The sequence below is a fragment of the Vibrio sp. B172a genome (assembly GCF_030248355.1).
Taxonomy (GTDB): Bacteria; Pseudomonadota; Gammaproteobacteria; order Enterobacterales; family Vibrionaceae; genus Vibrio; species Vibrio owensii.
Genome location: NZ_JAHGAC010000033.1, coordinates 1 through 23,937 on the forward strand (window position 1 = coordinate 1; position 23,937 = coordinate 23,937).

Consider the following 23,937-nt stretch of genomic DNA (forward strand, 5'->3'; position numbering starts at 1 on the left):
CAAGTGTTGTACAGATAGCTGCAGTTAGAGTAGTTTTACCGTGGTCAACGTGGCCGATAGTACCAACGTTTACGTGCGGTTTTACACGTTCAAATTTTTCTTTAGACACAATCGTGTTCCTTCCTAGTTATGATTCGCCGTGATCATTATTGATCCCGACGCGCCAGAAATTGTTATTTTATGCGCCAACGCCTGTTAGCGCAATATTTGGACGCATTGATCTTTAAAAAAAGCTGGACTTTTTTTCAGCTCAAAGCGTTTTAATTAGTAACCACGGTCTGCAATGATTTTATCTGCGAAGTTTTTCGGTACTTCAGCGTACTCGTTAAACTCCATAGAGTAAGACGCACGGCCTTGAGTTGCAGAACGTAGGTCCGTTGCGTAACCAAACATCTCAGATAGTGGTACTTGAGCGCGGATGATCTTAATACCAGCCACACCATCGTCCATACCTTCGATCATACCGCGACGGCGGTTAAGGTCACCAACAACATCACCCATCCAATCTTCAGGAGTAGTTACTTCAACATTCATCATTGGCTCAAGAAGAACAGGCTGTGCTTCTAATGAACCCTTCTTGAATGCCATCGAGCCAGCGATCTTAAACGCCATCTCGTTAGAGTCAACATCGTGGTAAGAACCATCAAACAGAGTGGCTTTAATATCTAATACAGGATAACCCGCTAGAACACCGCTGTTCATTTGCTCTTCGATACCTTTCGCTACCGAGTTGATGTATTCCTTAGGAACAACACCACCCACAATTTCGTCAACAAAGACAAAACCTTCACCAGGTTCAGATGGCTCCAGTTTGATCCATACGTGACCATACTGACCACGACCACCAGATTGACGTACAAATTTACCTTCAACTTCCGCGTTGCCACGGATTGTTTCACGGTACGCAACCTGAGGTTTACCAACATTACAGTCAACGCTGAATTCACGTTTCATACGATCAACGATGATATCTAGGTGAAGCTCACCCATACCAGAGATCAGTGTCTGACCTGTTTCGTCGTCCGTTTTTACGCGGAATGATGGATCTTCTGCCGCTAGTTTACCCAGTGCAATACCCATCTTCTCTTGATCGGCAACAGAGCGAGGCTCTACCGCGATCTGAATTACCGGTTCAGGGAACTCCATGCGCTCTAGAATCACTTTGTGGTTCTGGTCACATAGCGTGTCACCTGTTGTAACGTCTTTCAGACCGATAGCAGCTGCGATATCACCAGCGCGAACTTCTTTTACTTCTTCACGCTTGTTCGCATGCATCTGTACGATACGACCGAAACGCTCTTTCTTGTCTTTTACTGAGTTGTAAACAGCATCACCTGAGTTCACAACACCTGAGTAAACGCGCATGAAAGTTAGCGTGCCCACGAATGGGTCAGTCGCGATCTTGAATGCTAGTGCTGAGAACGGTTCGTTGTCGTCTGCGTGACGCTCAACTTCGTTCTCTCTTTCGTCGATGCCTTTAATTGCAGGAACATCAACTGGCGACGGCAAGAATTCGATCACTGCGTCTAGTACTGCTTGAACACCTTTGTTTTTGAACGCACTACCACAAGTAGCCAGTACGATTTCGTTGTTTAGTGTACGAGTACGTAGAGCTTGTTTGATCTCAGCTTCAGACAGTTCACCTTCTTCAAGGTACTTGTCCATTAGCTCTTCAGTTGCTTCCGCTGCCGCTTCAACTAGGTTGTTGCGCCATTCTTCAGCAAGCTCTTGCATGTCTGCTGGAATTTCGTCGTATGTGAACGACATGCCTTGGTCGGCTTCATTCCAGTTGATCATTTTCATCTTGATAAGGTCGATAACACCACGGAAATCATCTTCTGCACCAACGTTCAGTTGGATTGGAACAGGATTCGCACCAAGACGGTTTTTAATTTGGTCCACAACGCGTAGGAAGTCAGCACCTGCACGGTCCATCTTGTTTACAAATACCATACGTGGAACGTGGTACTTGTCAGCTTGACGCCATACAGTTTCAGACTGAGGTTCAACACCAGATGAACCACAGAACACAACAACTGCACCATCAAGTACGCGCAGAGAACGCTCTACTTCGATAGTAAAGTCAACGTGTCCAGGGGTGTCGATGATGTTAACGCGGTGCTCTTGGAATTGTGCTTCCATACCACGCCAGAAGGTAGTAGTCGCCGCAGACGTGATTGTGATACCACGTTCTTGCTCCTGCTCCATCCAGTCCATGGTTGCTGCGCCATCGTGAACTTCACCGATTTTATGAGACAGACCAGTGTAGAACAGAATACGTTCAGTAGTGGTTGTTTTACCTGCATCTACGTGAGCACAGATACCGATGTTACGGTAGCGCTCAATAGGAGTTTTGCGAGCCACGATTGAATCCTCTTACTTAGAGATAGGGACTATTGCTATAGCTAAAAAATGCTATCCCCTAGATATAGCAATAGTTCCTAGCATATGCATAGGAACTAAAGAAGTGCTGCAAGGAACCTTGCAGCACTGAAAAGGTATTACCAACGGTAATGAGCGAACGCTTTGTTTGCGTCAGCCATGCGGTGAACGTCTTCACGTTTCTTAACCGCAGTACCTTTGTTCTCAGACGCGTCTAGCATTTCAGCAGCTAGGCGTTGAGCCATAGATTTTTCACCACGCTTACGCGCAGCTTCAACCAACCAACGCATAGCAAGTGCGTTACGGCGAACCGGACGAACTTCTACAGGTACTTGGTAAGTTGAACCACCTACACGGCGAGATTTAACTTCTACCGCTGGGCGAACATTTTCAAGAGCTTCTTCAAAAATAGCTAAGTGGTCTTTACCAGACTTTTCAGCCATAGAATCTAGTGCAGTGTAAACAATTTTCTCTGCAGTAGATTTTTTACCGTCAACCATTAGGATGTTAACGAATTTTGCCAGCAGTTCAGATTTGAACTTTGGATCTGGAAGGATCTTACGCTGACCAATGACGCGACGACGTGGCATGGATTTTCTCCGTTGTCTTCTTCAGGTTTTATCCAAAACTTTTCAGTTTTTTCAAAAAATTAAAAATAATTTAGTGTTTGGCCTTACTTAACGGAATCCATTAAGACTTAGGACGCTTCACACCGTACTTAGAACGACCTTGTTTACGGTCGTTAACGCCAGCACAGTCAAGTGCACCGCGAACAGTGTGGTAACGTACACCCGGAAGGTCTTTTACACGACCGCCACGGATTAGTACAACACTGTGCTCTTGAAGGTTGTGACCTTCACCGCCGATGTACGATGTAACTTCGAAGCCGTTTGTCAGACGTACACGACAAACTTTACGAAGTGCTGAGTTAGGTTTTTTAGGTGTAGTAGTGTAAACACGAGTACATACACCACGTTTTTGTGGGCACGCTTCTAGTGCAGGCACGTTGCTTTTAACAACTTGCTTTGCACGTGGCTTACGTACCAACTGGTTAATAGTTGCCATTAACTAGCTCCTGATTTACTTGAAAGTAAGCTTTGTGAAAAATCTATCCCTAACAGCGGTTGGCAGTTAGGGACGCAAAATTCTATGCAGCAGTGAGAGGTGTGTCAAGAAATATACGGATCTTTTTTGTTCAATTAGGGGAATTAGTCCGTAAAGCTCAATCGACAGGAAAGAAGGGTTAATCCCAAGTCAGAGATTTGGCTTGTTTTGCTGTTAGTTCAACAAAGCCAGCATAGCCAATCACCTCAATAGATGGGCTGATACGATTGCTCATACCGCGGGCTTCAATATCGCTTTGCAGCGCAAACACTGATGGACCTTTTACCTTGCTGAACGCCTTATGCTGAGGGTTCGCAGCGTACACGGCATCTTCAATCAACAAGACATCATCTTGCTCACTGTACAGTGCCATTGCATCGTCTAACGCAGCTACGGATTTGATGATATGTAACATGGCTTCCTCAGAATGACAGCAGTTTGCCCGCTTGTTGCAGTTTAGCTTTTAGTTGCTCAGTATTTAGAGCCTCTGCATCAATGACTAAATCAGCTTGAGCCAAGCCACGCTCGGCAAGCGAATCGGCACAAACAAACACTTGCTCAATGTCGTACAAGTCGAACAACTTCAGCATTGGTGCGTAGTCTTTGCTTAAGATGCCATTAGGCTCTTGTCCAAGCAGTAACTGATACACACCATCGCCAACAAATAGAACGGTGATATCTTCACAGTACGCAGATGCCGCTAGCAGCGCATCCACACCTTCACGTCCTGCATTGCTACCATGAGGTGCGCTACGAAATAGGTAAGTTAGCTGACTCAAAACTGCACCACTCTATCTTGGGTTAACATGGCTTCGGCTAAGCTCCCCAAACCGGCTTGCTCGAACCCTGTAGCTAGGTTGTTCTGTTCAAGACCGTGTTGATTCGCTTCATCTTCGCTGATGATACCGCGACGCAATGCCGCTGCCACGCACGTTTCCAAACGAACATCGTGCTGCTGTGCGAGTGATTGCCATGCTTTGGTTAGGTCAAACTCGTCGTTGGCAGGCACACTCAGAGCCGTACCATTGGTGACGCCATCTTGGTAAAAGAACACACTCACCAGAGTATGTCCTTGTTCAATTACCGCTTGAGCGAATTGGTATGCGCTGCGTGCCGATTGACTGCCGTAAACTGGACCATTCACGACCAGCGTGTAAGTTAATCCACTCACGCTTATTCGTCCTCAGTTTTACGCTGACGAATGTAAAGGTAAACGGTGTGTTTAGAAATGTTCAGACGGTCTGCGACGCGGTTGATGGCGTCTTTGATGTCGAAGATGCCTTTGTCGTACAACTCCATCACGATCTGACGGTTTTTGGTGTTGTTCGATACCGATTTGTCAGCGTTGATCTCTTCAATCGTGCGCTCAACCGTTTGGTCTACGAGTTCTTCAACATCGCTTGCGAAGTTAACAGAAGACGCCGCTTCTTTCGCTTCTTGCGTTGGCATGAACGATTGCAGCACTTGAGAGAAAGGCGCATCAAGGTTGACGTTGATACAAAGCAGGCCAATCACGCGGTTTTCGCCGTTACGAATAGCAACGGTGATCGACTTCATTAATACGCCGCCTTTTGCGCGGGTAAAGTACGAACGCGAGAAATTGCGCTCAGAGCCTTCGATGTCTTTCAACATCTTAAGCGCTAAATCTGTGATAGGAGAGCCCACCTGACGACCAGTGTTCTCGCCGTTAGCGATTTTGATTGCAGAGGTATTGAGATCTTCGAGTGAGTGAAGAACGATTTCACAGAAAGGACCGATCAGACTGGCAATGCCGTCCACGACCGCTTCGTAAGATCTCAAGATGATTTTATCGTGCTCGGTAAATGGCATCACGTTGACAGATTCCATTTCGAGCAACATTTCCGCATTTATTGTTTCTGTAGTTGTCATAAGCCTTCGAGCGAAAAATCAACAAATTGGTGTAAGTTTATCAGAAAATTTGAAAGGCAACCTAGCAAACTCACCAACTAGTGACCTAGAACAAAAAAGGTCCGTAAAACGGACCTTTTTTCATCAAGTTATCGCTAATTGTAATTATTGAGCAGCGTTGTCGTTCTCAATTTTTAGTAGCTCAACTTCGAATACTAGCGTTGAGTTAGCAGGGATGCTTGGTGTGTCTTGATCGCCGTATGCTAGCTCTGGCGGGATAACGAATTTGAACTTAGAACCCACAGGCATTAGCTGAACACCTTCAGTCCAACCTGGGATTACGCGGTTTAGTGGGAATGTTGCTGGTTCGCCACGATCGTATGAGCTGTCGAATTGAGTACCGTCAATCAGAGTACCTTTGTAGTGTACTTGAACAGTATCAGTGTCTTTTGGCTTCTCGCCTTCAGCTGGAGTCTCAACTTGGTATAGAAGACCAGAATCTGTCTTCACTACGCCTTCTTGTTTCTCGAACTCAGCACGGAAATCATCGCCAGCTTTCTTCGCTTCAGCTGCTTTTTCAGCCGCTTGCTTTTGCATAGTTTCAGCAACGCGCTTGTCTAGAGATTCTAGAGCTGCACGAGTTTCTTCTTCGTTTAGCGCTGCTTTGTCTTTAAATACGTCTTCGATACCTTTAAGAACTAGGTCTTTGTTTAGGTCGATGCCAATCTCGCTTGGTTTCTCAATGCTAGTGCTTAGGTAGTTAGCAAATGAAACACCGATCGCGTAAGCCGCTTTGTCATCGTCGTTTTTAAAGTGAACTGCTTTACCAGTTTCTGCTTGAACTTGTTCTGCTTGAGGTGCTGCTTCTGGTTTTGTTTCTTCTTTTTGACAACCTACCGCTAGCATTACTGTTGCAGCAAGTAGCGACACTTTTAAAACTGATTTCATTAAATTCTCCCAATAATGGCTTAGCCACTGGTTGTTGTGCACAAATCTTCTATGAGACTAGTGAAGACAATCGTTATACCAATATACTAGCTATATGTCTTAAGACACAAACCGGATTATTAGATGTGATGCAAAGAATTTCTCATTTATTCCTATATTTAATTGTCATCACCACGTTAAATGGATGCTTTTTTACCGATCGCGATGTTCAACGTTGGTCACTCGAACCACAAGGTTCCACCAGCTTTGCGCTCAGTCGAGATGGTCGATTCGCGCTGCTGTACTCCAAAGAGCACCAGTTGGTTCTTTGGGATTTGGAGCAAAACAAACAACTCGCAAAGCTGGGTGAACTCGATCAAGCTGCCAATGTGGTCTCCCATATTCGCATTTCGGACAATGGTCGCTATGCAGTCACAGCGAGCCAAATGAACTTCGCTGTGTGGGATCTCGGATGGACTCAAGCCGAAGGACTTTGGTCTATCGATGACGCGCTGATTCGAGACGTTGATATCACCAGTAACGGAGAACAAGTGTTGCTTGGCTTGTCCAACGGTAAAGCGATTCACGTCAACTTAGTCACTGGTCGCAGGCTAGAGTTCCTTGCGCACCAAGAAAAAGTCAATTCTGTCGCTATCTCACCCAACGGTCGCTTCGCCTTAACGGGTGGTAATGACTACAAAGCGTATCTGTGGGATACCGAAGCCGGGCTAGTATTGCGTACCTTTGAACACGACCAGCGCGTTGTTCGAGTTGCCTTGCAGAGAGATGGAAAACTGGCCATGACTTCAGACGGTGGCAACCAAGCCATTATCTGGAATTTAGAGACGGGTGAAGAAGTGACACAGCTAAGCAGTTGGTCTCGTCAGTTGATCTTCTCGACGGCGCGCTTCTCCGATGATGGTAACTGGTTAGTAACTGGCACGCCTTCCGGTCGTGTGATGGTATGGGATACTCACACGGGTAAACGAGTGGATAGATTTGAAGTCGAGCCGAAAAAAGATACTCGCCCTCCTCGTGCGGTCGTGTATGATGCAGCCTTTGATTCCAAGCAACGTATAATTACTGCCACTTCTGCGGGCATTGCCCAAGCTTGGCAGCTAGAGAACGGATCATGACAGAAAAACTTATTCAGCAATTGGAAGCTCGCATTAATGACTTAGAGTGTCAGCTTGCGTTCCAAGAACAGACAATTGAAGATCTGAACGGTGCCTTGTCACAGCAGCAACTGCAAATCACCAAGATGCTCGATCAAATGAAATACGTGGTAGGTAAAGTGAAGAATATGGATTCGTCGAATTTGGCCGATCCATCAGAAGAAACACCGCCACCGCACTACTGATTCATCCGAATCCCAGTGCAGTAACTAACACAAAGCCCAGACTCTTATCTGGGCTTTGTTGTCTTTAAGAAAGCGAATCGCTACTCGTCCGAGTAAATGTTTACGCTCAACTCACCTTGAGTGTTGATCCCTGCTCGGTACATACCAGAACTGTTCATCGCAAAGTGCAACTCACCTTGTGCATCAATGGCGATTAGACCGCCCTCTCCGCCCATCTCTTTAAGTTCACCTTGGATGATATGTTCACAAGCCGTGTGGACGTTTTCTTGCAAATAACGCATGCGCGCTGCGACATCTTCCGCCACTCGTTTACGAATAAAGAACTCGCCGACACCTGTCGTGGAAACCGCAACAACGCCATTCTCTGCCACCGTGCCGCACCCAATCAGAGCGGAATCTCCCACTCGTCCGTATTTCTTGTTGGTCACACCGCCAGTGCTGGTTGCTGCCGCTAAGTTACCGTGTTGGTCAAATGCCACAGCGCCGACGGTACCGTGTTTACGATCATCTGGGTAACGAGACTCGGAAAGGGCAAACAAGCCTTTCTCACGCATAGAAATCAGTTGTTCATAACGACGATCAGTGAAGAAGTAATCTTGCTCGGTGTACTCATGGCCTTGTTCGAAAGCAAATTTCTCAGCGCCCTCGCCGACTAACAGCACATGGTTGCTGTTTTTCATTACATCACGAGCAAGCTCAATAGGGTTCTTAATATGACGAACACCGGCAACAGCACCTGCTGCTTGGTTTCGACCATCCATCACAGACGCGTCCATTTCTACCATTTCATTATGAGTAAGAACCGAGCCTTTGCCTGCATTGAAATTAGGGGAGTCTTCAAGAACTTTAACCGCAGCAACCACAGCATCCAACGCTTCGCCGCCTTTTTCTAGAATTTGATGGCCCGCTTTTACCGCAGCTTCTAAATCCGCCAAGATGGATTGTTGCAGTTCATCACTCATCTGTTCACGTAAGATAGTGCCCGCACCACCATGAATCGCAATCGAGAAGGGTTTCGTCATCACTTTGTCCAACTGTTATTCCTTGTATGATTTGCACTACACCCTAGATAAACAAAAAGCGCAAGTTGAAACCTCAACTTGCGCTTTTCAAAGCTTTTCTAGATTAGGTTATCTAGTGAAGAGCGTGCGATTAGTGAGAACCGCAACCGCCGCCGCCACAACATTCGTGGTCGTCGCCTTTCTCTTCGCCACCACAGCAGCCGCCTTCTTTGTCGTCACCGCCACAGCAGCCACCACCTTGGTGGATGTGACCGTGCTCGATCTCTTCAGCTGTTGCTTCACGAGTAGCCATTACTTCTACTTCGAAAGTTAGAGTTTGGCCAGCTAGCATGTGGTTGCCATCTACAACAACTTCGTCGCCGTCTACTTCAGTTACTTCTACAGGGATTGGACCTTGGTCAGTATCTGCTAGGAAACGCATGCCAACTTCGATTTGGTCAACGCCTTGGAATACGTCTGCAGGAACACGTTGCACTAGTGCATCGTTGTGGTCGCCGTACGCATCTTCAGGAGCTACTGTTACTGAGAACTTGTCGCCAGCCACTTTGCCTTCTAGTTCGCTTTCAAGACCAGTGATCAGGTTGTTGTGACCGTGTAGGTAATCAAGAGGCGCGTCAGCTGTTGATTGATCAACAACAACACCGTCTTCCAACATTACTTTGTATGCAAGGCTTGCAACAACGTTCTTTTCAATTTTCATACTAACTCCAGGGAGATTAATTGACCTAACCAGAATGGGGTTAAGTACCGAGATGGTAGTATTATGGGGATCAATTAACGAAGTTCAATTACTCAGGCTTAAAAATCCCAATCATTTCTTGTTCTGAGTGTTTATTTTTTTCTACAGATTGCGGTTTACGCTGCTCGGTAAAATCACAGTCAACACACTCAACCAGTTCGATGTTATTCTCGATCCACCAGCGTAAGGTATCCTGCTGGCTGCATTTCGGGCAGCTTGCACCCGCGATAAAACGTTTCTTGGCTTTCACTTTTATTCCTTTTCCCGCTTGATGCTACGCGGGTACTACTTCCAATGATTTGGCGACTGTTGGTCGCTTTCCATTTCGCGACCAAAGATTTCTTCTAGTTCTTTACGTGCTTCTTTCGAGCGTTGAGCAAGTTCTTTGTCCTCATTGTGCTGAGGTAACAAGTCCTTGAGCATAGCATTATCTAACTTACGAAAGTGTGCTTCTGCCCGCTTTGCTTGATACGGGTGCATGCCTAATTCTACGAGCGCTTGGCGACCTAGATCTAAGGCGCCTAAAAAGGTTTCACGTGAGTAATTCTGCACGCCGTGATTCATCAACTGATACGCTTCCACACGGCTGCGAGCACGGGCGAGGATTTTTAATTTCGGGAAGTACTCACGACAAATGTCGACAATCGCCATCACCTCATCTGGTGAGTCGGTACAGATCACTAAGGCTTCCGCTTTATCTGCACCTGCGGCACGTAACAAATCAATCTGAGTCGCATCACCATAAAACACCTTATAGCCGTATTTACGCAGCAAGTGGATTTGGCTCGCGTCACTTTCTAGTACCGTTACTTTGATCTTGTTGGCGTACATCAAGCGTCCAACAATCTGACCAAAACGGCCAAAGCCTGCGATGATCACTCGTGGTCGACGATCAACAACATTGCTGGCCACGCTCTCTTCTTCTTGGTTCAGAGTATGAGCAAACCATTTTTTCTGTCCCATGAGCAGCAGTGGTGTCGTCACCATCGACAAACTCACCACGACCAGTAAGAAGGAAACTTGCTCTTTAGTTAAGATACCTTCTTGGCTTGCTGCGGTGAAAATCACAAACGCAAACTCACCACCTTGGCTCAAAATCGCCGCCATACGACTACGTGATTTAGCACGGACTCGAGCAGTGCGAGCTAAGACATACAGCACCAAACCTTTGACGACAACAAGAGCAATCACGGCACTAATAATCGCAAACGGTTGAAGTGCTAATAAGCCCAAATTAACCGCCATACCAACCGCAATAAAGAACAAGCCAAGCAGCAGACCTTTAAAAGGTTCAATCGCGATTTCTAGCTCATGACGGTATTCACTTTCTGCCAGTAACACGCCCGCAAGGAAAGTACCAAGTGCCATCGATAACCCCAGTTTCTGCATCGCAACAGAGATACCAAGTACCACTAGAAGAGCGGCAACGGTGAAGAGTTCACGCACACCACTCATTACCACAAAACGGAACAGTGGACGTAAAAGGAAATGGCCGCCCACTAATAACGCAGCCACACTGCCTAGTACCCAAATGGCATCTAACCAATCACCACCGCCTTGCCCACCAGCAAGTAATGGCAACATAGCGAGCATCGGGATGACCGCAATGTCTTGGAACAACAGCACCGCAAAGCCTGACTGCCCGGTTTCCGTGCCGGCTTGCCCCTGCTCTTCTATCACTTTGAGTGCAATTGCCGTCGACGAGAGCGCCAAACCCATACCAATGACGAGACTGACTTGCATGCTCAATCCAAACAAGCTGACGATACTGCCGATTACTGCCGTGGTCACGATGACTTGAGCGCCACCTAAGCCGAGTATCGGCCCACGCATTTGCCATAATTTTTTGGGGTTCAGTTCCAAGCCAATTAAGAACAGCAGCAACACCACCCCGAGTTCAGCAAAATGGAGAATCGCATCCACATCGCTGATCAACCCCAGCCCCCAAGGGCCAATTAAAACTCCTGCAATCAGGTAACCGAGTACCGATCCCAAACCAAGTCGCTGAGCAATCGGTACGGCAACAACGGCGGCAGAAAGAAAAACGACGCTACTTTGAAGAAACTCACTGGTCATCGCCATGTTGGCCTCCTTGCTCTCCCCACTCTCTCAGGGGATGATTGAGCCATTGACGATACTGCTCTGCATGCTGATAACGTTCGATATCCGAGACATTACGCGACCAGTACAACACTAAAGGTTCCATCCAGTGCATTTGACATAGTGCCGCGGTCAACTCAAACGGTTGTAGAATTTGCTCAAGTGGGTACTTGTTGTAACCCATAGGACTGAACGCATCCTCTTTACCGCCAGTAGTAATCACACTGCGCCAATACTTACCCTCTAATGCACAACCATCGCCAAACGCAAAACCTTTGCCTAACACACGATCCATCCACTCTTTTAGCAATGCTGGGCAGGAATACATATAGAGGGGATGATGAAAAACGATCACATCGTGTTCCGCCAACAAGTGGTGTTCATAGTTAACATCGATAAAGAAATCAGGGTATGCACCATAAAGATCGTGCACCGTGACATGATCAAGCGATTCGATTTTTTTAATCATCACTTGATTCGCAATGGAGTTTTGCGGCTCTGGGTGAGCATAAATAACCAGAACTCTTGGGGGAATAGACGCTGCAACAGCCAAATGGTCGTCCTTGTGTTGATTTCCTAGTAAAAATTATCGTTATCAGATTGTTATACTTTTTTGTATAGCATAATGCAATTAAAGCTCAGAGATCGACTTTTCCCGCCAATACCCCTACTATTCATCGCGAGATCAACGACCAAGAAACGCGCACTGCGCAAAGTGAATTAAAACTCTATGATTACCTTCTCTGATATTCAGTTACTGCGTGGCGGTAAACCTCTTTTAGACCAAGCTTCTGCAACCATTCACCCAGGCGATAAAGTGGGTCTGGTTGGTAAAAATGGCTGTGGTAAATCGACTCTATTCGCACTACTGAAAGACGAATTGTCGATTGATGCAGGCTCATTTAGTCAGCCGCAGCATTGGGAGTTGGCATGGGTAGCACAGGAAACCCCTGCACTAGACCGCAGCGCAATTGAATACGTTATTGATGGTGACCGAGAGTTCCGTGATCTTGAAGCCCAACTGGCGATCGCCGAGGAGAAAGACAACGGCACCTTAGTTGCAGAGATCCACGGCAAAATTGAAACCATTGGCGGTTACAGCATTCGCGCTCGCGCTGCCGAACTGCTTGACGGTCTGGGCTTTAGCCAAGAGCAAATGAGCTGGAACCTGACCCAGTTCTCGGGTGGTTGGCGTATGCGCCTTAACTTGGCTCAAGCGCTATTGTGTCGTTCTGATCTACTGCTACTCGACGAACCAACCAACCACTTGGATTTGGACGCGGTAATGTGGTTAGAGCGTTGGCTACAAAACTACCCTGGCACATTGATTCTGATCTCGCACGACCGTGACTTCTTGGACCCGATCGTTGGTCGTATCGTTCACATCGAAAACCAGCAGCTGAACGAATACACGGGTAACTACTCGTCATTCGAAAACCAACGCGCACAAAAAATGGTGCTGCAACAAGCGATGTTTGAGAAGCAACAGAAACAGATGTCGCACATGCAAAGCTACATCGACCGCTTCCGTTACAAAGCATCAAAAGCGCGCCAAGCACAAAGCCGAATTAAAGCGCTGGAGCGTATGGAGAAGGTACTGCCAGCGCAGTTCGATAACCCATTTAGTTTCCAGTTCCGCGATCCTGCAGCCCTACCAAACCCAATCATGATGATGGATGAAGTATCGGCAGGCTACGGTGAAAACCTGATCCTAGAGAAGATCCGCCTTAACCTAGTACCGGGCAGCCGCATTGGTCTACTTGGTCGTAACGGCGCGGGTAAATCAACTTTGATCAAATTGCTGTCTGGTGAACTAAAAGCACAAGGCGGCGATCTGACTTACTCGCAAGGCGTGAAGATCGGTTACTTCGCTCAGCACCAACTAGAAACACTGCACCCAGAAGAAACACCGCTGCAGCACATGATGCAAATCGCACCAGATCAAACCGAGCAGCAGCTACGTGATTACCTAGGTAGCTTTGGTTTCCAAGGTGATAAAGCGCTTGAGAAAGTTGCACCGTTTTCAGGTGGTGAGAAAGCACGTTTGGTATTGGCATTAATTGTGTGGCAGAAACCGAACCTATTGCTACTCGATGAGCCAACCAACCACTTGGACTTGGACATGCGCCAAGCACTGACCATGGCACTGCAAACATTCGAAGGTGCGATGGTGATTGTTTCGCACGATCGCTACCTATTGCGTGCAACCACAGATGATTTGTACCTTGTGCACGATCGCCAAGTGGCACCATTCGACGGTGACTTGAGTGATTACTACAAGTGGTTGACCGAGCAACAAAAAGCCGAGCGTAAAGAAGCACAAGCGGCTCAGCCAGTTAAAGATAACGCCAACAGTGCAGCGGCGAAAAAAGAGCAAAAGCGACGCGAAGCAGAATTTCGTAAGCAGACCGCACCAATTCGCAAAACGCTGACACAGTTAGAAAACAAAATGGATAAGTTAGGTGAAGCTCTAGCGAAAGCAGAAGAGCAATTAGCGGATAACTCGCTGTATGAAGCCGAAAACAAGGCTAAACTTAACGAAGTGTTGGCGCTTCAAGCTTCTAGCAAAGCAGATCTTGAAGAAGTAGAAATGGAATGGATGTCTGCCCAAGAAACACTCGAGCAGATGGAACTAGAGTTTAATCAATGACAAACGAGCACGCAGAATACACTCTTACCCTAGAACACCTTTGGCAGTTCAGTCTGCAATTTTATGGTGTGCGAGAAGTGAAGGAAGCGTGCTTATCATTGCAAAACAACTACCACGGCAACGTGAACCTATTACTGCTGCTCAGATGGCTCGATGAGCAGCAGGTGATTTTCCAAGAGCAAGACTGGCACTTGGTGCAAGGCTGTCTTGGTCGAAGCGAAACCCTCCTCCACTCTTACCGCGAACTTCGTCGCCACCTCAAAGCGCAAGTCAACGACGCACTTTATCGTGAAGCATTGCAGTTCGAATTACAGCTCGAAAAGCAGCAGCAATCAGACTTAGTTGACTGTGTTAACTCACTTCAATTAGTCAAAAACGATGGTGACCCACTGACGCTGAGATACTGTCGCCAGCTAGGTGGAGAGCATTTGCAACAGGCATTCTCAATTCCCGTTCCGAACATTCACCATCCATAAATCCGTCATAAACCAGTAAAATATCTATACTAAAGCTATAAAGGATTATATTAATAAGTTCTTCAGCGAACATTGAAGGACCATATAAGAGCAGTTAGGTATGACACAATTTTTCGCAGCCGCCGGGATTAAGAACCCGCATCTTCAGACGCTATTACCGCGCTTTATCCGCAAGAAAGCGTTGTTTACGCCTATTTGGCAAACACTCGATACACCAGATGGTGACTTCCTCGATTTGGCATGGTCACAACAGCCAGATTCCGAAGCCGCACGCAACAAACCTATCTTCGTCCTATTCCATGGCTTGGAAGGCTGCTTCTATAGCCCATATGCGAACGGTTTGATGAACGCCTTCTCTAAATCGGGCTGGCTGTCAGTGATGATGCACTTTCGTGGTTGCAGCGGTAAACCAAACAAGAAAGCCCGCGCCTATCATTCCGGCGAAGTGACCGATGCTCGCTTCTTCCTTGAACAGCTCAATCAGCAGTTTCCCAACAACCCAAAAGTCGCGGTCGGTATTTCTCTTGGCGGGAACATGTTGGCGAACTACTTAGCTCAGTACAAAGATGATCCTATCTTAAGTGCCGCAACCATTGTGTCTGCGCCACTGGATTTGGCCGCGTGTGCTAACCGTATTGAACAAGGCTTCTCCAAGGTCTACAAGCGCTACCTACTCTCTTCGCTCAAGCGCAATGCACTGCAGAAACACGACTTAATCCAAGGTGAACTCGCCTTGTCGTATAACTCTATCAAACGCGTGACTCGCTTATACGAATTCGACGATCTGATCACTGCCCCTTTGCATGGCTTCAAAGACGCGCAAGATTATTACGACCAGTGTTCAGGCTTAAGCAAGCTGCAACAGATCACCTTACCAACCCTGATCATCCACGCCAAAGACGATCCGTTTATGACCGAAGAGGTGATCCCCAAATTCGTGTTGCCAGACAACATCGATTACCGACTTTATGAACATGGTGGTCACGTTGGCTTCCTGACAGGCACCGCATTAAAACCTAAGTTCTGGTTGGAAGAAGCCTTGCCTTCATATTACGAAAGTATCGCCGCAGACTACCTTTCTGCTGTATCCGTACCGCGAACACAGTAAACTATTAAGCGTGTCAGACATAAGGCTTCTGCACGCACTAAACATCATAAAAGTTTGAGGTATTTATGATCATTCCATGGCAAGACATTGCGCCAGAGACATTAGAAAACCTGATCCGCGAATTCGTGCTACGTGAAGGCACCGACTACGGCTCAGTCGAAGTTTCACTGCAGAGTAAAATCGATCAGGTCAAATCCCAATTAGAGAAAGGCGAAGCGGTCATCGTATTTTCTGAGCTTCATGAAACGGTTGATATCCAACTAAAAGCAAAGTTTTAGACCCTTCACATTTTACCGTATCCCACTCGATGACAAGGGCTTGTTACGTGCTATAGTGGGTTATCGACCGTGCAGCATACGTGTGCTGCACTTTACAGGTAAGTAATTTTCGACAAGGTTTGTCATGTCAGCGAAACACCCAATCATTGCGGTTACTGGTTCGTCCGGTGCCGGCACAACCACCACTTCAGAAGCCTTCCGTAAGATGTTCAATATGATGAACGTCAAACCAGCGTGGGTTGAAGGTGACAGCTTCCACCGCTTTACACGTCCAGAGATGGATGTCGAAATCCGCAAAGCGCGTGAGCAAGGCAAGCACATCAGCTACTTTGGTCCACAAGCCAATGACTTTCCGGGGCTAGAAGAGTTCTTCCGCAAGTTTGGTGAAGATGGCACTGGCAGCGTGCGCCGCTATCTGCACACTTTTGATGAAGCCGTTCCATACAACCAAATGCCGGGAACCTTTACGCCTTGGCAAGATCTGCCAGAAAACAGCGATGTGCTGTTCTATGAAGGTTTACACGGTGGCGTGGTAGATGGCGATGTCAATGTGGCGCGTCACGTCGATTTTCTAATTGGTATGGTACCGATTGTGAACTTGGAGTGGATTCAAAAGTTCGTTCGTGACACACGCGATCGTGGTCACTCAAGAGAAGCGGTGATGGATTCGATCGTGCGCTCGATGGACGATTACCTAAACTACATTACCCCGCAATTTTCTCGTACACATATCAACTTCCAGCGCGTACCGACCGTCGATACTTCTAACCCACTTAACGCCAAAGGCATTCCAAGTTTGGATGAAAGTTTTGTGGTGATCCGCCTACGCGGTATCAAGAATGTCGACTTCCCGTATTTGCTGGCGATGATTGATGGCTCGTTCATGTCTCGGCATAACACCATTGTGGTTCCTGGCGGCAAGATGAGCTTTGCAATGGAGCTCATAGTAAGGCCGATTCTGCAACAACTCATCGAAACAGGGAAAATTGGCTAAAAACCTCCCTACTGGAGTGTTTACTTTTCATACCGTGATCATGTGCACAGTTTTGCTTACAAAATCTCAATCATGGCACGATTAAAATCAAGAAATCGTTTTCGAAAAAGGATACTATTTCTAACCGAAACACAAGAGAGCTTGCAGCATATAAAAAGTGCTCTTATTCTAGTAGGCCAATTCAGGCTTAGCTAAAATATGGATAGCGCAAGCGTACCCTGCAGAGGAAGTGAGATATTATGGTTCTAGGTAAACCTCAAACCGACCCAACATTAGAGTGGTTTCTTTCACACTGTCATATTCATAAGTACCCATCAAAAAGCACGCTAATTCACGCGGGCGAAAAAGCAGAGACTTTGTACTACATCGTTAAAGGTTCTGTTGCGGTTCTTATCAAAGACGAAGAAGGTAAGGAAATGATCCTTTCTTACCTAAACCAGGGCGACTTCATTGGTGAACTTGGTCTATTCGAAGAAGACCAAGAGCGTACAGCTTGGGTTCGCGCTAAATCTCCTTGTGAAGTGGCTGAGATTTCTTTCAAGAAATTCCGTCAACTTATCCAAGTTAACCCAGACATCCTAATGCGCCTTTCTGCGCAGATGGCTCGTCGTCTACAAGTTACTAGCCAAAAAGTGGGTGACCTAGCGTTCCTAGACGTAACTGGTCGTATCGCTCAGACTCTTCTGAACCTTGCTAAACAGCCAGATGCGATGACGCACCCAGACGGCATGCAAATCAAGATCACTCGTCAAGAAATCGGTCAAATCGTTGGCTGTTCTCGTGAGACAGTAGGTCGTATCTTGAAGATGCTAGAAGAGCAGAACCTAATTTCTGCGCACGGTAAAACTATCGTTGTTTACGGGACTCGTTAATCTCGATTAACGTTTAAAAAATTTAAAAGCCACCAAATGCAAGTTTGGTGGCTTTTTCTTTTTTGGGAATCGAAAACGGAAAGAAAAGAATCGAGAGTCGAGAACACTGCGTTCCGAGAGCGGACTTCGTCCTTCGGGATTAAGCCCTCTCAGATTCCGAGAGTTAAAACCTCTCGAAGCGAAGCGTTCCCGCATCTAGAGGGCGTAGCACGTTCTCGATTCTTTCTACCCGTTGGTGCTTTCGAAGATCTTATCTGCCGATGCAGCCACAAATCCTGGGTACAACTCACCGTTATCCATTGGGTAGCGCTTAGCAAACTCGTAGAAACCTCCAGGAATCACCTCAACGCCTTCAGTAAAGGTCACTGGCACTTTGTCTGCCATGGTCGATGATTGCTCTAATAGCACCTCTGGCGTGCCTTTTACTTCACCGCCATTCTCGTTGATGGTAAAGCCTACGGTGCGCAGGTGGTCGTTCACTTGCTTTACTTCTTCATGCTGATTGAGTTGATTCACACTCACTGTGAAGTGGTTCGCTCCGTAACCGTGCGCGGCAAGCCAAGAAGCGTATTCACTCTCTTTCGCCAAGGTTTGGAAGTCAGCATAGCTAAGACCCCACAAACGTCCGCCGTATAAGAAATCACTGCCAGTCAGTTTAGAAGCATCAACCTGTTCTACCAATTTATGAACAATGGCTTGTAGCTCTGGTGAGCACTCATCCACTTTCAACTCACTGATGAAGACTTTTGGCTGTTTCGGATCTGGGTGCTCAAAATGTTTTGCCACCAGCTTTTTGCTTTCAAATACGTAGTCACCACAGGCTTTGTAACCCACCGCTAGGAATGGCTTCGCTAACGTTTCAATGCCTAGGGGAGCGACATTAAACGTACGTAGCGCAATATGGTCATTAATCAGAGGCTCATCTTCTTGAAGAAGTTGATGGACTTTAGCAGCGGAAGGGCAAAGACGTTGAATGTAGTCTTGCCATAGCGATTCAAATAACACATCGGGCGTCATAACGACTCCTTGTTATGAAATGTAGAGTTAGGGGTAAGAGGAAGTTGACCGCTCGTTCACAGCCCTAAAGCTGTCCAGAATCACGAACGAGCGGCCATCAACCTGTGACGGTATGTGTGGCATAAGTGCCAGTCAGTCAACACGCTCTGGAGAGTCTTAAGCTCGCCTTTGGCGTTTGCCAGCGCGCTTACCAGAATCCTAACTTGGTAAATAGCTCCGGCAGAGAGAAGCGGCGATACTTTGTCACCGCTTCGAATTTCTCAATTACAGGCTTACACCCGGGCTCAATGTGGCAGGCAAGACCGTCTCTTGTCCTTCCATTGATGCCATTGGGTACGCACAGTAGTCTGCTGCGTAGTAAGCACTTGGACGTAGGTTACCCGACGCACCCGGACCACCAAATGGTGCATCACCACTTGCGCCCGTTAGCTGACGGTTGCGGTTCACGATGCCAGCACGAATGTGGTCCACGAAGTATTCCCACTCTTGGTCATCGGTTGAAACCAGACCCGCAGAGAGACCAAAGCGCGTATCGTTCGCCAGCTCTACTGCTTTCTCTAGCCCTTCGTAGCGCACCACTTGCAGAAGTGGACCGAAGTACTCTTCATCTGGCAATTCGGCAATGTTCGTCACATCGATGATGCCTGGAGAAACAAACGCCGCTTCACCTGCTTTTGCTTCAATCAAGCTTTCGCCACCCAGTGCTTGCAAGTTCGCTTGTGCATCAAGAATGAACTTGGCTGCCGCAAGCGAAATTTGCGGTCCCATGAAAGGCGCAGGCTCTGCAAATGGTTGGTCTACGCGAATATTGAGTGTCGCTTCCACCAGCTTAGTAATGACTGCATCACCCTTGTCGCCAAATGGAATGTATAGACGACGAGCACAGGTACAGCGTTGTCCTGCACTGATGAAGGCAGATTGGATAATGGTATAAACCGTTGCGTCTAGGTCGCCGTAGTTGTCCGAGATAACCATCGGGTTGTTGCCACCCATTTCAAGCGCCAGCATTTTGCCCGGCTGACCAGCAAACTGACGATGGAGAACATGACCTGTGTTTGCACTACCGGTGAACAGCACGCCATCAATGCCTTTCGCATCCGCTAGCGCAATACCAGTTTCTTTCGCGCCTTGGACTAGGTTAATCACACCTTTTGGTAGACCGACCTCTTCCCACAGCTTCATAGCGAGTTCACCTGTCCATGGCGTTTGCTCAGACGGTTTGAAGACCACGGTGTTACCAGCCAATAGTGCTGGCACGATGTGACCATTTGGCAGGTGACCTGGGAAGTTATAGGGACCAAACACTGCCATCACGCCTAGTGGACGATGACGCAATACAATTTGGTTGCCCGCGGCTTCACGTGTCGCTTCACCCGTACGGTCGTGGTAAGCACGAATAGAAATCGCGATTTTACCTGCCATTGCAGCCGCTTCGGTGCGTGTTTCCCAGATTGGCTTGCCGGTTTCTTTGGCAATCACTTCAGCGATTTTTTCGCTGTTCTCTTTTACTTTCTCTGCAAAAGCCAACACGATCGCTTCGCGCTCTGCAAATGGGCGCTTCTTCCAATCAACAAACGCTTCACGCGCCGCAGATACCGCTTGGTTAACCTGCTCTGCTGTTGCACCGTTGCCTTGCCAGATCACCTCTTGGTTGTAAGGCGACAGAGACGTAAATGCTTCACCCTGGCCTTGTACCCATTCACCTGCAATCCAATGTGTCATTGTTTCTATCCTTAAATTCTGTCGTCAGTTACTGCGGAAGAAGGCGAACAAAATCCCCTTCCTCAACCAAGAGTGCATCCGCCAATTCTGGAGCAAGCACTACGCTTTGCGTTTCTGCGTCATACGCCGCTTTTGCAGCTGCAGCACGGAAGTTCTCGAATGACGAGTTACACATCAAGAAGTCTTGTGTGCTGGTGTGCTCCGAGATTTTGACTTGCGCGCGGAATGAGTGGCGTACCGATTCGATATTACGTAAGTCACATTCCACCGTTGGACCACCATCGAAAATGTCAACGTATCCACGGTTGGTAAAACCTTCACGCTCAAGCAGCTTCAATGCTGGACGTGTGTTGTCGTGCACTTTACCAATCACAGCTTGCGCTTCTGGGCTCAATAGGTTGATGTAGATTGGCAACTTCGGCATCAGGTCGGCGATAAAGCCTTTCTTACCGATACCAGTTAGGTAATCCGCAAGCGTAAAATCGATAGAGAAGAAATGCTCTTGAAGCCACTGCCAGAATGGCGAATTACCTTCCTCGTCTGAAACACCACGCATTTCAGCAAAGATGGTTTCCGAGAAACGTTCTGGGTGCTCTGCCATCATTAAGAAACGACACTTGGACATCAGACGCCCGTTCAAGCCACCACGGAATTTCTCACGTAGGAACAAGGTACAGATTTCGCTGTTACCCGTGTAGTTGTTACCAAAAGTCAGTAGCTTAACCACGTTGTTTACGCCAAGCTTTGGTGACGAGTGCACCACTTTACTGATGTGGTAAGAATAAAAAGGCACATCCCAGCCAATCGAAGCTTCAATACCTGTGGTACCTGCCACCTCACCAGTTTCAGATTCAAAGCCCACCATTAGGTAGCCTTCATCACCGGCTTCCTTCACGTCAGGTTTGCCAAAACTGTATTCTGAGTGTTTGATTCGATTGGTTAACAGTTCTTCGTTAACCGGTAGAGATGTAAATCCATGACCTGACTCAACCGCACAGGTGTGCAGCGCGTCATAATCCGACATTGCGATAGGGCGAACTACTAGCATCAATACTCCCTCCAGATGCAAGAAGATCCTAACTATATTGTAGGAACAATACCCCCATCAGAGATCCTTGATGGGGGTGTCTAGGTTGACGATAAGCGGAGATCGCGCTTAAACCAGCGTTGCGATCGCTTTATCTAGCTTCGCCAAACCTTCTTCGATTTCTTGTTGTGTGATAACGAGTGATGGTGTGAAACGTACGACATTGGCACCCGCAACCAATACCATGAGACCTTGTTTACCCGCAGCAACCAGTACGTCACGCGCACGACCTTGCCACTCTTCATTCAGTGCCGCACCAAGCAGTAGACCTTTACCGCGCACTTCAGAGAAGATGTTGTATTTCGCGTTGATCTTCTCCAGACCTTCACGGAACATGGCTTCACGCTCTAGTACGCCAGCCAATACTTCTGGTTTTGTCACTTCTTCAACAACCGCTTCTGCAACCGCACACGCTAGTGGGTTACCGCCGTAAGTTGAACCGTGCGTGCCCACTTTCATGTGCTCAGCCAGTTTTGCTGTCGTTAGCATGGCACCGATAGGGAAACCGCCACCCAGTGATTTCGCTGTGCTTAGAATGTCTGGCGTGATGCCTAGACCTTGGTATGCATAGAAATGACCAGTACGACCGTTACCAGTTTGCACTTCATCGAAGATCAACAGTGCGTTGTGCTTGTCACACAGCTCACGAACCGCTTGAGCGAATTCAGGAGTTGGTGGAATGATGCCGCCCTCACCTTGTAGAGGCTCCATCATTACCGCACAAGTGCGCTCCGACATGTGTGCTTGTAGTGCTTCGATATCGTTGTAAGGAAGATGTGTCACATCGCCTGGCTTAGGACCGAAACCGTCTGAGTAAGCCGCTTGACCGCCTACCGTTACCGTGAAGAAAGTACGACCGTGGAAACCTTGTTTGAATGCGATGATTTCAGATTTCTCAGTACCATGAACGTCTGCTGCGTAACGACGTGCTAGCTTTAGTGCCGCTTCGTTCGCTTCTGCACCAGAGTTAGCAAAGAACACGCGCTCAGCAAAGCTGACTTCTGTTAGCTTCTTCGCCAATCGCAGCGCTGGCTCGTTAGTCATAACATTACTTAGGTGCCAAAGCTTGTTACCTTGCTCAGTCAATGCGTTCACCATAACTGGGTGACAATGACCAAGACAGCTCACCGCAATACCACCAGCAAAGTCGATGTATTCATTTCCGTTCTGATCCCAAATGCGTGAACCTTCACCTTTTACAGGGATCATTTCCATCGGGTTATAGCAAGGTACCATTACCTCATCGAATAAACCGCGCTCTACTTTGTTTTCCGTTGTCATTGCACATTCCTTCTTGATACCGCATGCCTAGCAGATAAGCGAATTTAACCGGCACTCTTTGCCAGCAAATAATGTTTTGCATTTAAGCTATTGCGGCATTGTATTTACATTTAATTAACCATTTCAATAGTGATTTATTCTTTTCGCTTTAGAGCGCAACCACCCATACTCACTATCTATGATTATTTATGCACCAAGAAACGCAAATAGAGAAGCGATTTTTTATAAAAGTTATGTATGACAAGGGTTAGAAAGAAAGGAGAAAAATGAATAGCCGCCACCAAATAGACGGAACGCATAGTTTTGCATTCCCATTCTTAGGCGAAAAACATGAAGAATTTGTTAAGAAAGGTGATCGCGATCAGATCGCTTTGCGCGCAAGAAAGTTTGCAAGCAGCTCGTGACCTTGTTCTGTCTTAATCGATTCAGGATGAAACTGTACAGCGTCAATTGGCAGGGTTTTATGCTGATAACCCATGATTTCGTCCATGGCTCCGTCAGGCAGTTCAGTCCAAGCGGTCAATTCAAACACATCAGGTAATGTGCCGTTTTTCACCACCAGAGAATGGTAGCGGGTTACCGTCAGTGGGTTATTAAGATTTTTAAACACACTGCGACCGTTGTGACGAATTGGAGAGGTCTTGCCGTGCATCACTTGTCGAGCACGTACCACTTCCCCTCCAAACACCTGCGCAATCGCCTGATGGCCAAGGCAAACGCCCAAGATAGGTAACTTACCAGCAAAGTGTTCAATAGCTTGTAGAGAGATACCCGCTTCGTTAGGAGTGCATGGCCCTGGAGAGATCACCAAATGAGTTGGGTTGAGCGCCTCAATGCCTTGGATGTCGATTTCATCGTTACGCACCACCTTTACGTCTGCACCAAGCTCGCAAAAGTATTGGTAAAGGTTGTAGGTAAAAGAGTCGTAGTTATCGATGATCAACAACAT

27 protein-coding genes are annotated in these 23,937 nt (G+C 47.3%); 8 read left to right on the forward strand and 19 right to left on the reverse strand.

Translation table 11 applies throughout. From position 1 onward, the window contains the following. From KIT90_RS23780 to fkpA, 9 genes are all read right to left on the reverse strand, one after another. Positions 1–109: GTP-binding protein (locus tag KIT90_RS23780; RefSeq protein ID WP_005595135.1), on the reverse strand; the 109-nt coding region annotated here is incomplete at its 3' end. A 155-nt stretch (positions 110–264) separates the two neighbouring features. After that, on the reverse strand, positions 265–2,364 hold the full coding sequence (fusA, locus tag KIT90_RS23785) for an elongation factor G (RefSeq protein ID WP_005438392.1): 2,100 nt from the start codon (positions 2,362–2,364) through the stop codon (positions 265–267). Between the two features lie 137 nt (positions 2,365–2,501). Then, positions 2,502–2,972 carry a 30S ribosomal protein S7 gene (rpsG, locus tag KIT90_RS23790; protein ID WP_005438390.1) on the reverse strand — a complete coding sequence of 157 codons (471 nt, stop codon included), beginning with the start codon at positions 2,970–2,972 and terminating at the stop codon, positions 2,502–2,504. 100 nt (positions 2,973–3,072) lie between these two features. Continuing rightward, positions 3,073–3,447 (reverse strand): 30S ribosomal protein S12, encoded by a 375-nt coding sequence (gene rpsL / locus KIT90_RS23795; RefSeq protein WP_004399892.1) that lies wholly within the window; start codon positions 3,445–3,447, stop codon positions 3,073–3,075. A 178-nt stretch (positions 3,448–3,625) separates the two neighbouring features. Beyond that, a complete protein-coding gene (gene tusB / locus KIT90_RS23800; RefSeq protein WP_005438388.1) occupies positions 3,626–3,901 on the reverse strand; it encodes a sulfurtransferase complex subunit TusB in 276 nt (91 codons plus the stop codon). A 7-nt stretch (positions 3,902–3,908) separates the two neighbouring features. After that, positions 3,909–4,265: a sulfurtransferase complex subunit TusC gene (gene tusC, locus KIT90_RS23805; protein WP_005438386.1), complete on the reverse strand. Its 357-nt coding sequence runs from the start codon at positions 4,263–4,265 to the stop codon at positions 3,909–3,911. Then, complete coding sequence (gene tusD / locus KIT90_RS23810) at positions 4,262–4,657, reverse strand: sulfurtransferase complex subunit TusD (protein ID WP_005438379.1); 396 nt, start codon at positions 4,655–4,657, stop codon at positions 4,262–4,264. Before tusD ends, tusC begins: the two co-directional genes overlap by 4 nt. A 2-nt stretch (positions 4,658–4,659) precedes the next feature. Next, positions 4,660–5,376 carry a transcriptional regulator gene (locus tag KIT90_RS23815; protein ID WP_005438378.1) on the reverse strand — a complete coding sequence of 239 codons (717 nt, stop codon included), beginning with the start codon at positions 5,374–5,376 and terminating at the stop codon, positions 4,660–4,662. 144 nt (positions 5,377–5,520) lie between these two features. Next, positions 5,521–6,303 carry an FKBP-type peptidyl-prolyl cis-trans isomerase gene (gene fkpA / locus KIT90_RS23820; protein ID WP_009705500.1) on the reverse strand — a complete coding sequence of 261 codons (783 nt, stop codon included), beginning with the start codon at positions 6,301–6,303 and terminating at the stop codon, positions 5,521–5,523. A gap of 128 nt (positions 6,304–6,431) precedes the next feature. On the opposite strand from fkpA, the gene KIT90_RS23825 reads away from it, so the two are divergent. Continuing rightward, positions 6,432–7,418 (forward strand): WD40 repeat domain-containing protein, encoded by a 987-nt coding sequence (locus KIT90_RS23825; protein WP_285379074.1) that lies wholly within the window; start codon positions 6,432–6,434, stop codon positions 7,416–7,418. Beyond that, entirely contained in the window at positions 7,415–7,642 is a 228-nt protein-coding gene (locus tag KIT90_RS23830; protein ID WP_005438375.1) for a SlyX family protein, read from the forward strand. The genes KIT90_RS23825 and KIT90_RS23830 overlap by 4 nt, the downstream gene beginning before the upstream one ends. An 80-nt stretch (positions 7,643–7,722) precedes the next feature. Here the strand turns inward: KIT90_RS23830 and KIT90_RS23835 are convergent, their stop codons facing one another. The 5 genes from KIT90_RS23835 to kefG form a co-directional block, all read right to left on the reverse strand. After that, complete coding sequence (locus KIT90_RS23835; protein ID WP_285379075.1) at positions 7,723–8,664, reverse strand: isoaspartyl peptidase/L-asparaginase family protein; 942 nt, start codon at positions 8,662–8,664, stop codon at positions 7,723–7,725. A 130-nt stretch (positions 8,665–8,794) separates the two neighbouring features. Next, the gene (gene slyD / locus KIT90_RS23840) at positions 8,795–9,364 is read right to left on the reverse strand and encodes a peptidylprolyl isomerase (RefSeq protein WP_285379077.1); all 570 of its coding nucleotides are present in this window, start codon (positions 9,362–9,364) and stop codon (positions 8,795–8,797) included. An 88-nt stretch (positions 9,365–9,452) separates the two neighbouring features. Continuing rightward, the gene (locus tag KIT90_RS23845; protein ID WP_033005797.1) at positions 9,453–9,653 is read right to left on the reverse strand and encodes a YheV family putative zinc ribbon protein; all 201 of its coding nucleotides are present in this window, start codon (positions 9,651–9,653) and stop codon (positions 9,453–9,455) included. Between the two features lie 35 nt (positions 9,654–9,688). Further along, a complete protein-coding gene (gene kefB / locus KIT90_RS23850; protein ID WP_009705496.1) occupies positions 9,689–11,485 on the reverse strand; it encodes a glutathione-regulated potassium-efflux system protein KefB in 1,797 nt (598 codons plus the stop codon). After that, positions 11,469–12,056, reverse strand: coding sequence for a glutathione-regulated potassium-efflux system ancillary protein KefG (gene kefG / locus KIT90_RS23855; RefSeq protein ID WP_005438364.1), 588 nt, complete (start codon positions 12,054–12,056; stop codon positions 11,469–11,471). Before kefG ends, kefB begins: the two co-directional genes overlap by 17 nt. Positions 12,057–12,233: 177 nt before the next feature. Between kefG and KIT90_RS23860 the strand changes: the two genes are divergently transcribed. The 6 genes from KIT90_RS23860 (at position 12,234) to crp (ending at position 17,881) form a co-directional block, all read left to right on the forward strand. Beyond that, positions 12,234–14,153: an ABC transporter ATP-binding protein gene (locus tag KIT90_RS23860; protein WP_285379081.1), complete on the forward strand. Its 1,920-nt coding sequence runs from the start codon at positions 12,234–12,236 to the stop codon at positions 14,151–14,153. After that, positions 14,150–14,629 carry a TIGR02444 family protein gene (locus KIT90_RS23865; RefSeq protein WP_009705493.1) on the forward strand — a complete coding sequence of 160 codons (480 nt, stop codon included), beginning with the start codon at positions 14,150–14,152 and terminating at the stop codon, positions 14,627–14,629. Before KIT90_RS23860 ends, KIT90_RS23865 begins: the two co-directional genes overlap by 4 nt. Positions 14,630–14,729: 100 nt before the next feature. After that, the gene (locus tag KIT90_RS23870; protein ID WP_285379083.1) at positions 14,730–15,737 is read left to right on the forward strand and encodes a hydrolase; all 1,008 of its coding nucleotides are present in this window, start codon (positions 14,730–14,732) and stop codon (positions 15,735–15,737) included. Positions 15,738–15,802: 65 nt separating this feature from the next. Further along, complete coding sequence (locus tag KIT90_RS23875; RefSeq protein ID WP_005432763.1) at positions 15,803–16,015, forward strand: YheU family protein; 213 nt, start codon at positions 15,803–15,805, stop codon at positions 16,013–16,015. 124 nt (positions 16,016–16,139) lie between these two features. Continuing rightward, entirely contained in the window at positions 16,140–17,009 is an 870-nt protein-coding gene (locus KIT90_RS23880; RefSeq protein WP_005438358.1) for a phosphoribulokinase, read from the forward strand. A gap of 239 nt (positions 17,010–17,248) precedes the next feature. Then, entirely contained in the window at positions 17,249–17,881 is a 633-nt protein-coding gene (gene crp / locus KIT90_RS23885) for a cAMP-activated global transcriptional regulator CRP (protein ID WP_005381432.1), read from the forward strand. Between the two features lie 225 nt (positions 17,882–18,106). Here crp and KIT90_RS23890 read toward each other — a convergent pair whose 3' ends face one another. From KIT90_RS23890 to KIT90_RS23910, 5 genes are all read right to left on the reverse strand, one after another. Then, positions 18,107–18,898 carry a DUF1338 domain-containing protein gene (locus KIT90_RS23890; protein ID WP_285379085.1) on the reverse strand — a complete coding sequence of 264 codons (792 nt, stop codon included), beginning with the start codon at positions 18,896–18,898 and terminating at the stop codon, positions 18,107–18,109. 264 nt (positions 18,899–19,162) lie between these two features. Further along, positions 19,163–20,620, reverse strand: coding sequence for a succinylglutamate-semialdehyde dehydrogenase (gene astD, locus KIT90_RS23895; RefSeq protein ID WP_045412730.1), 1,458 nt, complete (start codon positions 20,618–20,620; stop codon positions 19,163–19,165). A gap of 28 nt (positions 20,621–20,648) precedes the next feature. Beyond that, a complete protein-coding gene (gene astA, locus KIT90_RS23900; protein ID WP_045482611.1) occupies positions 20,649–21,668 on the reverse strand; it encodes an arginine N-succinyltransferase in 1,020 nt (339 codons plus the stop codon). Between the two features lie 108 nt (positions 21,669–21,776). Further along, positions 21,777–22,988, reverse strand: coding sequence for an aspartate aminotransferase family protein (locus KIT90_RS23905; RefSeq protein WP_017190934.1), 1,212 nt, complete (start codon positions 22,986–22,988; stop codon positions 21,777–21,779). A 361-nt stretch (positions 22,989–23,349) separates the two neighbouring features. Next, positions 23,350–23,937, reverse strand: a complete 588-nt coding sequence (locus tag KIT90_RS23910) for an aminodeoxychorismate/anthranilate synthase component II (RefSeq protein ID WP_180826062.1) — start codon at positions 23,935–23,937, stop codon at positions 23,350–23,352.